This window comes from Lacibacter sediminis (genome assembly GCF_014168535.1).
Classification (GTDB): domain Bacteria; phylum Bacteroidota; class Bacteroidia; order Chitinophagales; family Chitinophagaceae; genus Lacibacter; species Lacibacter sediminis.
Window position 1 is genome coordinate 681,842 of the sequence record NZ_CP060007.1, and the last position, 15,561, is coordinate 697,402.

The window sequence follows — 15,561 nt, forward strand, 5'->3', positions numbered from 1 at the left end:
AAGCCTTACGGATTATCATCGGGGTGATATAAACTCAACGTAGCAGCAATCACCGCATACGCAGGGGCTAATACCCAACCTATAAACGGAACAAGATGCATTAAAAAGAACACCATGCCATTACCAATGGCTAATCCTTTCCGGTTGCTGATAAAAGCAATACTCTGCGATGGAGAAAGTTTATGACGTTCCGTACTGTAATCGAGCATGGAGAATCCATAGTAATAACATTCAACTAAGAATGCAATCAGTGGACTGATCCAACCCACAACAGGTATTAATGAAAGCAGCAGAATGCTGATGATGTACACCGTTTGCCACAATGTATTGCGTAATGCCAACCGGATGGCCCGCCAGATATCACTCAGCAATTGTTGCATGCTGAACGGATAATCATTTCCTTCAATAATGTTTTCCGTTTTTTCGCTCAGGTAGGCAAACACCGGCGAACCAACAACGAGAAACAGGAATTTGAACAACGAAAAATAAAAGAACAGCAGGATCAGCCGCACCATAATACTTGCGGTAATAAACAGGAAGTTGAGGAAGCTGTTATTCATAGAGTCGAGCCAGCTTTTGATGCCGACTACGTTGAACAACCAATCAAGAAAATCGCTGCTTGAAGTCCAGAATAACCACATGCCACCCATAAAGAGCAGCATATAAATGAAGCCCGGAATGAGTATCCATTTCCATAACTTGTGACGCACAATAAATTGATGCGCCCTGAAGTAAGCCTGTACCGATATAACAAGTTCCTTTAGCAAACGATCTGTTTTTAATTGAATAAATTCCGGTGTGCTTTACAGGCAATGTGGCAAAATACAACAAAATGCAAAAGCTACGCACAGATTTTTATGAGCGTGATGATGTGGTGCAGATCGCAAAGGATCTGTTAGGGAAATATATTATCACCAAATTTGATCAGCAAACTACTGTTGGGCGCATTGTTGAAACAGAAGCTTATGCCGGAATTATTGATAAAGCATCGCATGCTTACAACAACCGACGCACAGCCAGAACGGAAGTGATGTTTGGCCCGGCAGGTGTTTCGTATGTGTATCTCTGTTATGGTATTCATCATTTATTCAATGTGGTGTGTAATGTAAAAGATAAGCCAGATGCGGTGCTCATACGTGGTATTGAGCCGGTTGAAGGGATTAATGTAATGCTGCGGCGTTTTAATAAAGAAAAAGCAGACAGTAGTATTGGTCGTGGCCCCGGCAATGTAAGCAAAGCATTAGGCATCTCAACAAAACATACTGGATTACCATTGCAAAGCAAAGAAATATGGTTAGCTGCCGACAATGCAGCAACTTCCTTCAACATTCTCACCTCTCCACGTATTGGTGTTGATTATGCCGGCGATCATGCTCAATGGCTTTATCGTTTTTTCATTAAAAATCATCCACAGGTAAGTAAGCATGCCTTGAACAAAACAGCTATCTCATTATTCTAACGATCAGAACTTCTGAACTCAGAACTAAAAAACTATATTTATCTAATGGAGTTCGTCAAAAAAAATCAATACCGGATATCTCTTTTATCCGGCATTATTTTATCGCTTGCTGCTTATCTCTTTAATCCCTTTGGGTTAGATGCTACAGCTAATAAAGCTGTAGCCGTCGCTGTGCTGATGATCACGTGGTGGATCAGTGAAGCATTGCCGATGCCGGCCGTTGCACTTATTCCATTAGTGTTGCTGCCTTTGCTGAATATCAGCAGCATGGAAGAAACAACGAAAGCCTACAGCAATCCTGTGATCTTTTTATTCATGGGTGGATTTATGATTGGGCTTGCCATTGAAAAATGGAATCTGCATAAACGAATAGCTCTGCGCATTGTACAACGTACAGGAACGAGCGGCAACCGCATCATTCTTGGGTTTATTATTGCCACCGCATTTTTAAGTATGTGGCTCAGCAATACGGCTACAACGATGATGATGTTCCCGATTGCATTAAGTGTAATTGCAGTAATGAAAGAACATGAACAGCAAGGCACCAGTCTTGCTAATTTTTCATTAGTGCTGATGCTGGTAATTGCATATGCCAGTAATATCGGCGGTATTTCAACCATTATTGGTACGCCACCCAATGTTGCCTTTGTTGCATTTATTGAAAAGAAATACAATTACGATATCCAGTTTATTGACTGGATGATGGTATGCACACCCATCGCTATTCTTTTGCTGGCGGCTTTATATTTTGTATTGGTAAAATGGATGTTTCCCAGCCGTATCAGCAACAGTGTTGAAGCCAATCAATACATCAATGATGAAATAAAAGCATTGGGTAAGATGTCAACTGCTGAAAAAAGAGTGCTGGTTATTTTCGTTGGCACTGCATTGTTGTGGATCACCAAAGACCTGTTGAACCAGATCGGTTGGTTCAAATTGAATGACAGCATGATCGCACTCATCGGTGCATTGTTTTTATTTGCTACACCTGCGGGTAAAAAAAGTGATGATAAAATATCGATGCTACTAACGTGGAACGATACCTCAAAAATGGCCTGGGGTATTTTGTTATTGTTTGGCGGAGGTATAGCACTCGCCAATTCATTGGAACAGGTGGGTGTAATGGCGCAGGTGGGTAAGTGGCTCGCCGGCTTCAGTAATATGCATGGACTGGTGCTGGTATTTGTAATTGTAGTGATCTGTATTTTCTTAAGTGAAGTAATGAGCAACGTGGCGCAGGTAATTGTATTAGCACCTGTACTCGGTTCATTGGCCGATGCGTTACAACTTGATCCGCTCTTACTCGGCATACCCATGACGCTTGCTGCAAGTGCTGCTTCCATGATGCCCATGGGTACACCGCCCAATGCCATTGTGTTCAGCAGTGGTCATATCAAATTAAAAGACATGATCAAAGCCGGGTTCGTGATGAACGTCATCAGCATCATTCTGATTACGTTGTTTTGCTGGTATGTGTTACCGCTAGTGATGACGGTGGTGAGGTAAGTTGCCTGGTTATTGATGTTTTTTTTGATCATTGTATTGCCACAGCACATTTACAATTTTCCAGGTGCCGTTTAATTTGGTGAGATGCATGTAATCGATCCACTCATCGGCAATGAGCTTGATGGAAGCGGTGCGGTCGCTTATATCCAACAGCTTCACTTCCTTTTTTGGATTAGTTGGAAATTTATCGCCTTTGACATTGTAACGTTCTGCAAGAATGATCATGTTCTCTGCAAAGTATTCGTAAAGAAAATCTTTGCCGGTTGCTTTGTCGTTCCAGAAGGTTCGTTTCACCAAACGTGGGTGCAGTGCATGTTCCATTTGTGAAGCATTGGGTTTATGTTGCGATTCAATATAATCCAGCGCTGCACGTGTAATGGCGGCTGTATCTTCTTTGGTTTGTGCGGTTGCTGATAGGCTGATACTTACAAACAACAGGAGCAATAGATGAAAAGGTTTGTACATATTTTTTGTTTGAATGATGATAAGGCAGGCAAAAATAAAACTGAACGATTATGAAAGATGTGATAATGATGTGGTTTTATTATTTGCCGGCATGGCCGCAGGGAAGAACCTGCCTATGTGATAGGTTTGTCAAGACAGCAAGTACAGTTTGCTGAGATTTATTTCTACACCAGATTCCCTATTTTTATAATAAAGTATAACTATATGAAAAATATCATAGCTATCGTAATAACTCTTCTTACAATATCAAACTCCTACTCGCAAACTAAAGCTGACACATCAATCATAATAACTACTCCGGGAAAAACTATTCGGCTTTATAATCTAAACGCTGAAGATCAATACGACTACGAATACTGCTGTAACGGGAAGAGCATTGTCATTTATAGCATTAAAACGGATTCGCTAAGTAAACGCAATGTGAAAGTAGCTTCAAATGGAAAGCTATATGAATGTGCATTAAAAGATCTCAATTTAGATTTACAAACAATAGATATACTAAAATCTTGGACTCTTGAACATGAGAAGATGAGAGAAACAAAAGCTATTCGATATTTTGAAATAAGCAAAGAAATTGAGGCTGCAGAGGCTAAGCTTGAATTATTAAAAAGTACAAAAGTTGTGAATAAAGCTATACAACAAGGCTTAGTTGTCACGTGGGACTGGTCAGAAGAGAAACTGGTAACTATAAAATCGCAAAGCTTTGAATTCAAAATTCTAAACCCGTCTAAAAAGAAAATAAAATATATCTACCTAACGGTTTCAATCATTAATACAGTAGGTGATTTTATAGCAAAAAAGACCTTAACATTAGTTGGCCCAATAGAAATAAATGATAGAGTCTCATATAATTTTGAGAACGTATTTATGTCAAACGTTGTTGGTAAGTCCCAAATCAACACAATTAAAGTTGAATATTTTGATAAAACAGCAAAAGTATTTTCAGGACAAGCCGTGAATTCGGTTATCGTTTCGGAAGATGAGTACCAAAAATTCATTACTTATCTTGAATCTACAAGTAATAAATAACACTATAAAATCGTCGGGTTATCAAAAAAAAATCCAGGGTTGCGTAGCCTGACCAATCAAAATAAAGTTCCTTGTTGGAAAAAACACAACAAGGGCGAGATAATAGTAATAGTCTTTCAATTAAGACCAACAAACTCTATACACCTATGCTTTTTTGAAAATTAAATTAGTATAGAATTCTTCAATTTGCTCATTATTTGACAAAAATTGAGCATAGTCAGTCAACAAAACCTTGCTTAAAACTATTCTAAGTATATGATCTATCTTAAGTGAGACATTCTGAAGTACTTCGTGCTCACTTGAATTTTTTTCAAGTGGTTGGCCGTGAAAAAATTTTGAGCGAACACCGTATGCTTTTTTTACGCTACGGTATAAATCAACCCTCTCATCAGGGGTTTCCCCAACATAAAATGCTGTTCTTTCAGAAATTTTATGTACGATATCGCCTGCATCTTTTGTAAATAGGCATTCTAAAACGGAAATGTAAAGGGAAATTTTAAGTGGTAAAAATGAGTTGTTTCTAGCAATGAAAAGAAAACTAAGTGCCCTGTCAATTCGATTTGTTTTATTCTGATTGGTTTTGTGATATTTTGAGTCTGTTATAATTGGCCTGCCACCGAAGTCTATTTTTGGAGGATCACTTTCAATCTTAGTTTGCACAGATAAAATTGCTTTATATATGTTTAAAGCTTTATCAAAATCCTCTTTATCAAATTCAACGGGACTATTTTCTCCTGTTGCCGAGCTGTTCCCGGGCCCAATAACTGACTGTAAGCTATAATTTGTATTTAATGTGTAAGTGTATAGATTGATAATACTTGCAGAGTTATCCTTTGCAAACCATAAACAATTGATGAAATGATTCGTTTTACTTTTTAACCGAATATGTTCGTTACTTAGTTCGTCTAAAGTTGCTAAATCTTTTTTTACCGCTGCAAAGAATCTATTTGCAAAACTCATTAGGTTAAGTTGCCCTATTAATTTAATGCTATCATCTGTAAAATATTCTGAATCTAACTCGCCCCAACCTTTAATAAAGCTAATCTCGTCAAACTGAAATAATTCTATTTCACTTTTGCAATTGAAATCTTTTAATGCAAATATTGTTATTGAGTTGAGTGTAGGTTGTTCCATATCGATTAATCACTTTTATTAAAGTTATCGAAATCATTATTCTCAAAATAAATAGATTGTTTGCCATTGTACTGTTGCCAATATAGCCCGAAGGGGTGACATATCAATCAGTTGATTCTTTTCATATTGCTCAAGGGCTGCCGGATGCGAAGGGGTAGTGCGTAGCACCGGAGCGAAGCGGAGCCCGAAGAAGCCGGGACCGGTGTTGCTATTTGCACTTCAGCACACAGCCCCCGCTTCTATTAGTGAACAATGTCTTACACAACCATGTGCAGCAGTATGTTCTTCCCGTATATTTATACAAACACATTAACTACTGCATATGAAACGTAGAGATTTTCTCCGCAACAGTACATTGGCCGGTGCAACTACATTGGTAGCTGCTGCCTGCAATACCAACACTGAAGAAAAGAAAACAGCAGGTGCAACCCCAGCAACCGATGATGCATTTGAATTAAACGAGCTTTCGATTGATGATCTGCAACAAAAAATGGCGACGGGTACTTACTCAAGTGAACAACTCACCAACTTATACCTGCAACGGATTGCGGCGATTGATAAAAGCGGACCAACACTCAACTCGGTGATTGAATTAAATCCTGATGCAGTAACGATCGCTCAACAAATGGATGCAGAACGAAAAGCAGGTAAACTGCGTGGGCCATTGCATGGCATTCCGGTATTGATCAAAGACAATATTGATACGGCAGATAAAATGATGACGACAGCCGGTTCGCTTGCACTGGCGGGACATATTGCTGCAAAGGATGCTTTTATTGTAACGAAGTTGCGTGAAGCAGGTGCAGTGTTGCTGGGCAAAACAAATTTATCGGAGTGGGCAAATTTCAGATCAACCAAATCATGTTCGGGTTGGAGCAGTCGTGGCGGACAAACAAAAATGCCGTACATCCTTGATCATAATCCATGCGGATCCAGTTCTGGTTCGGGTGTAGCGGTTGCTGCTAATTTATGTGCAGTGGCAGTGGGTACTGAAACAGATGGCTCGGTTACATGTCCTGCGTCAGTAAACGGAACGGTGGGCATTAAACCAACAGTTGGTTTGCTGAGCCGTAGTGGCATTATTCCAATTTCATCAACACAGGACACTGCAGGTCCGCTTGCACGTACGGTGAAAGATGCAGCGATTTTATTAGCAGCCATGACGGGTGTTGATGCCAATGATGCTGTTACAAAAGAAAGCGAAGGAAAAGGATTAACGGATTACACGAAGTTTCTCGATATAAATGCATTGAAAGGGAAACGACTTGGTGTTGAAAAGAAAGAATACGAGAATCAGTTTTTGAATCGGTTGTTAGACATCGCCATTGCATTATTGAAAGAACAAGGTGCTGAAGTAATTGAACTGGAGTATCTCGATAAACTGAATAAACTCGGTGATGCAGAATATGAATTAATGAAGTTTGAATTTAAGGATGGATTGAATAAATATTTGTCAACAGCGAATGCCAATGTAAAAACCATTGCTGATGTAATTGCCTTCAACAAAGCAAATGAAGACAAGACCATGCCAACGTTTAAACAGGAAACCATGGTAATGAGCGAAGCAAAAGCAGGGCTCGACAGCAAAGAATACAAAGAAGCGTTTGAAAAAAGTCATGTTGGCTCGAAGAAGATCATTGATGCAGTGTTGCAGGAAAACAAACTCGATGCATTGTTTGGTTTAACCATGGGGCCCGCCTGCAGCATTGATACGATTTATGGCGATCGTTGGGGGGATGTGTTTCTTACTTCGCCTGCGGCCATGAGTGGCTACCCGCACATCAGCGTACCATGCGGCATGGTCTATGCGTTGCCCGTTGGTCTTTCGTTTTTCAGTACGGCTTATAAAGAAGGCGAACTGATTGGGTTGGCGTATGCATTTGAACAGGCAGGCAAACACAGACAAAAGCCGGAGTTTAAGAAAGCGTTTTTGTAATATACGTTAACTATGGTTCTGCCGGGATTGTGTTGCTGAACAACATAATCCCGGCATTTTTTTTACCTGCACATTTTTTTCCAAATTAATTTTCAACTTCTGTAAGTTTTTGTCCTCCTTACGCAACCTATGGTTTATAAGGTCTAACTTAAGCGGGTTAGCAAACAGGTGAGGAGGAACAATAACAGCATGGAGCAGGCATTTTTAACAGACATTCAGAACAATCAAAACATCATTTACAAGGTTTGTAACCTGTATCGTGACAGTCGGGAAGATCAGGAAGATCTGTTCCAGGAGATCGTGTATCAGCTCTGGAAATCTTATCCGGGCTTTAAAGGCGAATCGAAACTGAGTACATGGATTTACAGGATAGCTTTGAACACAGCTATTGCTGCTTATCGCAAACCAACGATTGATATAAGCTATCCCGAAGAAATTCCTGACCATATTCAGTATACCACAGAACTGAATAGTTCAGAAAACGAAGAACGGTTGTTTCGTGCCCTGCGCATATTGTCTGATGCAGAGAAAGCAGTGATCTCACTTTACCTCGAGGATTACAGCTACGAGGAAATTGCGGCCATTACCGGTTTAACTGAAAGTAATGTAGGTGTTCGATTGAACCGCATCAAAAGCAAATTAAAAGAACGTTTAAAATAATGTTTATGGAACTGAACGAATTAAAAACAGGCTGGCAAAATGCCGGCGGCAACTACAGAACAGAAGCTGACCTGGAGCGTATGACCAAGCTCAACCAGCATCCCACGCTTAAACGCATACGTATCAAACTGATCATTGAAACAATAGTGCTTTCTTTTTTCTTGATTGTGTATTATGATTGGTTTGATGGCGATAAAAAACCGCTGTATGCCAACCTGCTGCTGTTTGCTGCTGTACTCCTATACATTGTAAATGATGTGATCGGTTACATCTCCTTGGCAAAACCGGTGATGAAAGAGAACCTGCGGTCTTCTGTTCAACATTTGTTAAGTAAGGTGAAGCGTTTGTCCATTCTGTCGCTGGTTATATCATTTTTCTACAGCGTTTGTTTACTTGCTTTTTTTCTGTCCATTATCACATTCACCAAAGAGAAGAGTTTTATTTTGCTGGGAATGATCCTGGTGCTGGTGCAGCTCACTCATATCTCTTATAAAGTGTGGCGCAACTGGATATTGAAACTTGAACTGCAGGTGAATGATTTTGCAAAGGAGGACTGACTTCTTATTCATTGAATTTTCCATAGATAAAAAATAAGCCCCCGATCAACTCGGGGGCTTTAATGACTTCAATGCTTTGGGTTTTCTTGTCCGTATTATCCTTTTTCGCAGGGTACAGAAGTCATTTGGTTTTCATAGAGCCGTAATTCAAAACGGGCGTCTTTTGGATACTTGGTTTTCAATACTGCTTTGCAGCAGGGTTAGGATTTGGATCTTGGTTCTTGGGTTTGGATTGGATTTTTTGGTCTTTCAATTGGATATTGTTTTCTGCTTTGATGATGTAAAACTACACACGCCATACACACACAACAACTATTTTACGGTTACATTTTCAAAAACAATCAGCAGCATGCATTGCTGCTAAGTGGCTGTACTTAGTAAAGTTTTAAAGAAAGTACACGTGTTAAAATCAACGACAACTGTTATGGGAGTATGTACTACAAACAATGAAAGAAGCTAACGACAACAACTGTTTATGCAACAAGATAACCATGTTGCATGATTGTTTTCGTTATGTGTTGATCATGTAAAAACTACTTGGTAATAACACGTTTATGTTGTTAGCTAAAAAAATCTTTAATTTGATCATCAAACCAGAACTCCCAAAAACCACTTACATGAAACAACTACTGCTTTCATTCCTTTCTTTCGTGATTCTTAATCAAGTTTCAGCTCAATGCACAGGCATGGGCAGCATTAATTACCAGCAATGGAATAATATTACAGGTGGCAATATCAGCAACCTTACTTCCAATGCCAACTATCCAAACAACCCCTCACTGACGGGTACACGTACAACGTTTGAAATGCCAGCCAACATCGGTAATAATATGGGCATACGAATGAATGGCTATCTCTGTGTGCCAACAACAGGCACATATTACTTCTGGATAGCAGCCGATAATGCAGGTGAATTATGGCTGAGCAGTACATCGCTTCCGGTAAATAAAGTAAGGATCGCTTACACATCAAAGGCAACGAAATACCGCCAATGGAATGCATCGGCTTCACAAAAATCAGTAGGTATTGCTTTGGTAGCCGGTGTTAAATATTATGTTGAAGCATTAATGAAAGAAACAACCGGCAGCGATAATCTTTCGGTTGGTTGGTCCAAACCGGGGCAAAGCACATCTGCACCAAGTGAGATTATTCCTGGCAGCAGTTTATCAACTCAGTTGGTAACAGATGCCGAGGCGCCTTCTGTGCCTGCTAATCTTTCAGCCGATTTTATCACAACAAGTTCTTTTGTATTAAAATGGAATGCTTCAACCGACAACGTTGGCGTTACAGGTTATGATATTTATCGCAATGGTGTAAAGATCAACAGCAGCACACTTACTTATACATCTTACAGTGTCACAGGTCTTGCAGCAAATACAATGTATAACATGACGGTTCGTGCAAAAGATGCTGCGGGTAACGAATCAACAAGTGCAGTGTTTCCTGTAACAACAATTTCATCAATAGCAGCATCTGAATCGTTTAGTGTGCGCACTGTCATTGACCGTCAGCGTATGCCGCATGACCTGGTGTATGGCCCGGATAATAATATCTGGTACACCGAGCGTTTTGGCGGTACCGTTAGTTTTGTTAACCCGGCTACAGGTTCAAAACGAATTGTTTTAACTCTCGGGTCAAAAATGGTACGTGTTGGTGGCCAGGATGGTTTAATGGGTCTTGCGTTACATCCGGAATTTAACACCGGTAAGCCATTTGTATACATTGCATATACTTATCAATCGCTCAGTGCTACTGTTCGCAGAATGCGGATTGAACGTTACACTTATGATGCGTTTACACAAACATTAATTGAGCCGGTTACAATACTTGAAAATATTCCAGGCAGTAATGATCATAATTCTGCCCGGTTGGCGATTGGCCCCGATGTGAAATTGTACTTCAGTGTGGGTGATATGGGAGCAGGTCAATACGATAACATCAGTCGTGCGAACAATGCACAAAATCTTTCAATCCTTGAAGGCAAGATCCTTCGTTTGAATACTGAATTGGAAGCCGGTTCATGGATCCCTGCAGATAATCCATTCACAAGCGGCGGACAGCCAACAGCTGTTTATTCGCTTGGTCATCGTAATCCGCAAGGGTTGGTATGGGGCAATGTAAATGGTGTAAATATTTTATACAGTACCGAGCATGGTCCGTTTAGCGATGATGAAGTGAATGTGATTGAAAGCGGTCGCAACTTTGGTTGGCCGCAAGTGGCAGGTTACTGCGATGGAAACTATAACGGCCGCAATATTGGTGGCTTTAATGTAGTGAGTGAACAAGTGAATTGTGAAACTTTGAATGCAAAAGAACCATTACGTTCAATCTATCCGGCAGTGAATCCACCGTCAGGTGGCGATAATATGTTGTGGCCGTCGATGGCTCCATCGGGAACAGAATTTTATGGCAGCGCAGCAATTCCCGGCTGGCAGAATTCTGTTTTGGTGGCGATGTTAAAAGCGGGTACCATTACCCGTTACCAGTTAAGTAACGATGGTTTGCAGATCATTTCCGATACCATTAATTATTTCCGTGGAATGGGTCGTTTCCGTGATGTGGTGGTGAGTACTGACGGAACAAAAATTTATGTGGCCACCGATTCAAGCGGTTCAACATCGGGCCCTACAGGTAATGTAACAACAACACCTGCAAACCCCGGTTGTATTCTTGAGTTTACATTTAACAGCGGTGCATTCCGTCAGTTTGTGCAAACAACTCCTGTTGATAACAGGGTGAAAGAAGAGAAGAAGGATAAAACAATTGATATCTATCCGAACCCTGCCACCAACTTTATTGTTGTGTACAATTACAGTACAGAGGCAGGACGTATCATCGAACTCTTTGATGTGAAGGGTCGCAGAGTAAAACAGCAGGCCGCAAACGGATTGGCAACACGTATGGAAACAAGTGAATTGCCTGCCGGTATGTATGTACTTCGTATCACTGCTGCAAGCGGAACCGTGTTACGTACAGAGAAGTTGATCATCAACCGATAGTTCTTTCCTGATGTATAGTACAGGCTGGCCCAATATTGGGCCGGCCTTTTTTTATTAAAAACGGTTGTAGTAAAATCCAATGCTCTCTCGTCTTCGTACCTAAGTCCTAAACTCACACGTATGAAGAAGACAACTCAACTCGTTGGCCTGATGGTAATGCTATGCTCGGTTCTTGCCATGAGCTGCAGCAAGATCAACGACGGTAATAAAAACGGCAAAGGACCAAAACTCGAATTTTTTGCATTGATCAACAGCAACACACTTGCTAAATATGATGCATCAAAACCGGAAAATGCAATCTCCAGCGTATCGATCAGCGGTATGCAATCAGCAGAAACAATGCTTGCTATTGATTTTCGTCCTGCAACAGGACAATTATATGGCGTTGGCAGCAGCAGCCGTATTTATGTAATTAATACCACAACTGGTGAAGCAAGAGCGATTGGCACTGGTGCATTCACACCTGCATTGGCTGGCGATGTAGCTGCTTTCGATTTCAATCCTACAGTTGATCGTATCCGTTTGATTTCAACTGGCGGACAGAATCTTCGTCTCAATCCTGAAACGGGAACAGTTGTAATGGTTGATGGTGCAATTAATATTGGTGGAACTGCAAATGCAAATATTTCTTCGGCAGCTTATATTGAAAACAAAGCCGGTGCAGCAACAACAGTGCTATTTGATATTGATGTAAACAATGATATTCTTTATAAACAAGATCCACCCAATGCAGGTGGATTAGTGGCCGTTGGTAACCTTGGAGTTGATCTGTCGGGAACAGGGGAGTTTGATATTGCTGCTTCAGACAATATCGCTTTAGCCGTTTACAACAGTGGCAACACGCCTTCTGTCTTTACGATTGATCTTAATTCAGGTAAAGCAGAAAATGTAGGTATGCTTGGAGGAGCAACAACTGTAAGAGGTATTGCTATTCCAACACATCCTGTTGCTTATGCTGTGCTCAACGGATCAACATTACTCATCCTTAATCCTGACGCCCCTGTTGCGGTAAGTAAATCAATTTCAGGAACTGTTGCGGGTGAAGCAATTGTTGGTTTGGATTTTCGCCCTGCTAACGGTCAGCTTTATGCGCTTGGCAGCAGCAGCCGGCTATACACAATCAACGCATCGAGTGGTGCAGCAGTGCAGGTTGGGACGCAGTTCTCAACTCTAGTTACAGGTACTGATTTCGGATTTGATTTTAATCCCACAGTTGATCGCATTCGTGTAGTAAGTAATGTTGGTTTAAATCTTCGGTTACATCCTACGACTGGTGCTGTGGCAGCAGTTGACCTTAATCTTACTGAAGGTTCGTCTGTAAGTGGTGCAGCTTATACAAACAATTTTGCAGGCGCAACATCAACTGTGTTATTTGATATTGATCCTGCAGTTGATAAATTATACAAACAGGATCCGCCGAATAATGGTACGCTTGTAGCCATTGGTGAGCTCGGTTTGAATGCTACAGCCGTTGGCGGTTTTGATATTGGCGGAACAAGTGGTAATGCATGGGCTGTTTTAACGGTAGATGGAAAAACACGTATACACAAGATCAATTTAAGTAACGGATCAGCTTCTCCTTCACCGGCTAATTTCGAATTCACCGGTGGGACAATTACTGCCTTTACAATCGGTTTAGGATTTTAGTGCTGATGGTGAGTAGTTTTTAGTAAGAGCAGGGCGCAGGCCCTGCTTTTTTGGTTTAAGCAGTACAGTTCCAATGAATAAAGGCGAATGATAAAAAAAAATTACTTTAGGGGTAACAAATAACAGCTTGTCTTTATCTACCCTTACAACTGCATGAAATTTTTTATCGCATATATTATCCTGCTGCTTTGCAGCACAGCTTTATTTGCACAAACAGATACAGCTGTACTTGTTACGCAAAAAGAAAACAAAGTTTCTTTTAAGGCGAGCCTGCCAGCACTTACGCAAATACCCGGCGCACCTAAGCCGTTTTATACTTTTTTATGGGATTTTGGTGATGGTCATTTCAGCACCGAAGAAAACCCGGAGCATGTGTATGCAAAGGAAGGCGATTACGAAGCTGTGTTGTATGCCGTTAATAATTATGATGATGGTAAGAAGCCCGGCCGCAAACCAAAGAAGGTAGGAGTGAAGCAGGTGAATAAATCCTATTTAGCTGCAGTGTCGCCATCGGAACAGAATTTCTTTAAAGCAAATGGCGCATTTGAATTGAAATATAACTGCATGGCCAAGCCCGGTGATACCATGGTATTGATGGCTGGCTGGAAAAATGATGTGGCAGTGAATGGGAAAGTCTATCTATTCATCAACGAAAAGCAATTCGGGCAAAACAGTTTTGATGCAGCCGGTTTTCGTTTGTACAACGATGCGGCGATGATCAACGATAAGAATGCCATTGCATCTGTTCGTCCGTTTGATAATTTGCTACTCACGAGCAGTGGAAGTCCTGCCTCGCATTTTAGGGAAGAGAAAAAGTTCAGTGGTGTAGAAAGCAAAGCCTTTTTGATGAATACATTGAAAGGTTACAGCAATGTTTTTGCAGTGGATATAAAACAGGCGACGACTGATGCTCAGTTTATGTTCACCAATCTCTACGTTACACCGGGTATGATCAAGGACACCAATGCAACGATTATCATTACAGGTTTGTTTGTGCCCGATACCGGTGGCGTGTACATGCATCAACTGAATATTCCTATCGTCACCTCGCATGATCCCAACAAAATGAATCTGAAACACGGACGATTGAATTACCGCACGCTCAAGAAAAGTAAATCGCTGAGTTATAAAATACGTTTTCAGAATGATGGCGAAGGTCCGGCACGAAAAATTAAACTGGCCATCACACTTCCATCGGCAATGGATCCGCAAACGATCAGTATCAAAGATATGTCGCCTTATTGTTTACCCTGCGACAGTGTACCCACACGAACAGGTTGTTGGGAGTTGGTTACAAGTAAAGACAGTGCAGCATTTATTTTCAATGGTATTTATTTGCCGGGCACCAATCAAAAAGGCGTGAACGATAAAGACAGTACCAAAGGCTTTGTTGAGTTTGATGTAAAAACAAAAAAGAAATTAGATAACCTTCCCTTCAAAGGAAGAACAGCCATTTATTTTGATAAGAACGAACCGGTGATCACCAATTTTGCTACAGGTAAATTTAAACCTGCACTTTCGCCAATAGTAATGGCAGGTTATGAAATGAATCTTGGCGCAAGTGGTTTAAGTGATGGCGTGAATGTTGGTGTAGGTATTGCAAGGCTTGCGCCTTACAAACCATATATCCAGTTTGAGTTATTCGGAAAGTACTATCAAACTACAACTGCACAACAAACCTTTCAAACGCAGGGTGTGGTAGTGATCGATGGAAAGAATTATGATTACCGTGGCTACAGGCAACAGTTGCAATCACGCATTACCCGTATCGGTTTAGTGCCGTTGCATTTGCGTTATAATTTCAACGATCTGTTGTCAGCCGGTGCAGGTGTGCGTGTTGATGCAGACTTTGCCGGTTCGGTTGATACAAGTCGTACGTATCTGCTCAGCAATTTCAACGGGCAGGTAAATTTCCCTTACGATCTAAAAAGAAACAGTTCAGTAAAACTATTTTCGAATGCAGAGTTTCTTCCGTTTGTAGATGTGCAGTTTGGGAAAGTTAGATTAGGTCCGCAGATAGGTACCCGTTTTTATTATGGCGGAACAAACAAATCTTATCTCTATTTTTATGCATCCTGGCGACTGTAAACAAATCATATCAACGATCCATTAACCGACTGCTCATTGCCGGCAGCCTTGTCTTTCTTTTTTTATTTTTTTCAGGTGATG

12 protein-coding genes are annotated in these 15,561 nt (G+C 40.9%); 9 read left to right on the top strand and 3 right to left on the bottom strand.

Annotated features, from left to right (window positions below; genetic code table 11):
- Positions 1-5: 5 nt before the first annotated feature.
- The gene (locus tag H4075_RS03090) at positions 6-767 is read right to left on the bottom strand and encodes an EI24 domain-containing protein (protein WP_182804053.1); all 762 of its coding nucleotides are present in this window, start codon (positions 765-767) and stop codon (positions 6-8) included.
- A 65-nt stretch (positions 768-832) separates the two neighbouring features.
- On the opposite strand from H4075_RS03090, the gene H4075_RS03095 reads away from it, so the two are divergent.
- Together H4075_RS03095 and H4075_RS03100 are read left to right on the top strand one after the other, a co-directional pair.
- Positions 833-1,459 carry a DNA-3-methyladenine glycosylase gene (locus H4075_RS03095; protein WP_182804055.1) on the top strand — a complete coding sequence of 209 codons (627 nt, stop codon included), beginning with the start codon at positions 833-835 and terminating at the stop codon, positions 1,457-1,459.
- A 45-nt stretch (positions 1,460-1,504) separates the two neighbouring features.
- Complete coding sequence (locus H4075_RS03100) at positions 1,505-2,965, top strand: SLC13 family permease (RefSeq protein ID WP_182804057.1); 1,461 nt, start codon at positions 1,505-1,507, stop codon at positions 2,963-2,965.
- A gap of 9 nt (positions 2,966-2,974) precedes the next feature.
- Here H4075_RS03100 and H4075_RS03105 read toward each other — a convergent pair whose 3' ends face one another.
- Positions 2,975-3,430: a nuclear transport factor 2 family protein gene (locus H4075_RS03105; RefSeq protein WP_182804059.1), complete on the bottom strand. Its 456-nt coding sequence runs from the start codon at positions 3,428-3,430 to the stop codon at positions 2,975-2,977.
- Between the two features lie 204 nt (positions 3,431-3,634).
- Here H4075_RS03105 and H4075_RS03110 point away from each other — a divergent pair, with 204 nt between their 5' ends.
- Positions 3,635-4,459, top strand: coding sequence for a hypothetical protein (locus H4075_RS03110; protein WP_182804060.1), 825 nt, complete (start codon positions 3,635-3,637; stop codon positions 4,457-4,459).
- Between the two features lie 144 nt (positions 4,460-4,603).
- Here H4075_RS03110 and H4075_RS03115 read toward each other — a convergent pair whose 3' ends face one another.
- A complete protein-coding gene (locus tag H4075_RS03115) occupies positions 4,604-5,593 on the bottom strand; it encodes a HEPN domain-containing protein (RefSeq protein ID WP_182804062.1) in 990 nt (329 codons plus the stop codon).
- A gap of 322 nt (positions 5,594-5,915) precedes the next feature.
- Between H4075_RS03115 and H4075_RS03120 the strand changes: the two genes are divergently transcribed.
- The 6 genes from H4075_RS03120 (at position 5,916) to H4075_RS03145 (ending at position 15,480) form a co-directional block, all read left to right on the top strand.
- Entirely contained in the window at positions 5,916-7,529 is a 1,614-nt protein-coding gene (locus tag H4075_RS03120) for an amidase (protein WP_182804063.1), read from the top strand.
- 189 nt (positions 7,530-7,718) lie between these two features.
- Positions 7,719-8,189, top strand: a complete 471-nt coding sequence (locus tag H4075_RS03125; RefSeq protein WP_182804065.1) for an RNA polymerase sigma factor — start codon at positions 7,719-7,721, stop codon at positions 8,187-8,189.
- 5 nt (positions 8,190-8,194) lie between these two features.
- Entirely contained in the window at positions 8,195-8,746 is a 552-nt protein-coding gene (locus tag H4075_RS03130; RefSeq protein ID WP_182804067.1) for a hypothetical protein, read from the top strand.
- 617 nt (positions 8,747-9,363) lie between these two features.
- The gene (locus tag H4075_RS03135) at positions 9,364-11,745 is read left to right on the top strand and encodes a PQQ-dependent sugar dehydrogenase (RefSeq protein ID WP_182804069.1); all 2,382 of its coding nucleotides are present in this window, start codon (positions 9,364-9,366) and stop codon (positions 11,743-11,745) included.
- Between the two features lie 120 nt (positions 11,746-11,865).
- A complete protein-coding gene (locus tag H4075_RS03140; protein ID WP_182804071.1) occupies positions 11,866-13,392 on the top strand; it encodes a DUF4394 domain-containing protein in 1,527 nt (508 codons plus the stop codon).
- A gap of 153 nt (positions 13,393-13,545) precedes the next feature.
- Positions 13,546-15,480, top strand: a complete 1,935-nt coding sequence (locus H4075_RS03145) for a DUF7849 domain-containing protein (RefSeq protein WP_182804073.1) — start codon at positions 13,546-13,548, stop codon at positions 15,478-15,480.
- Positions 15,481-15,561 lie beyond the last annotated feature (81 nt).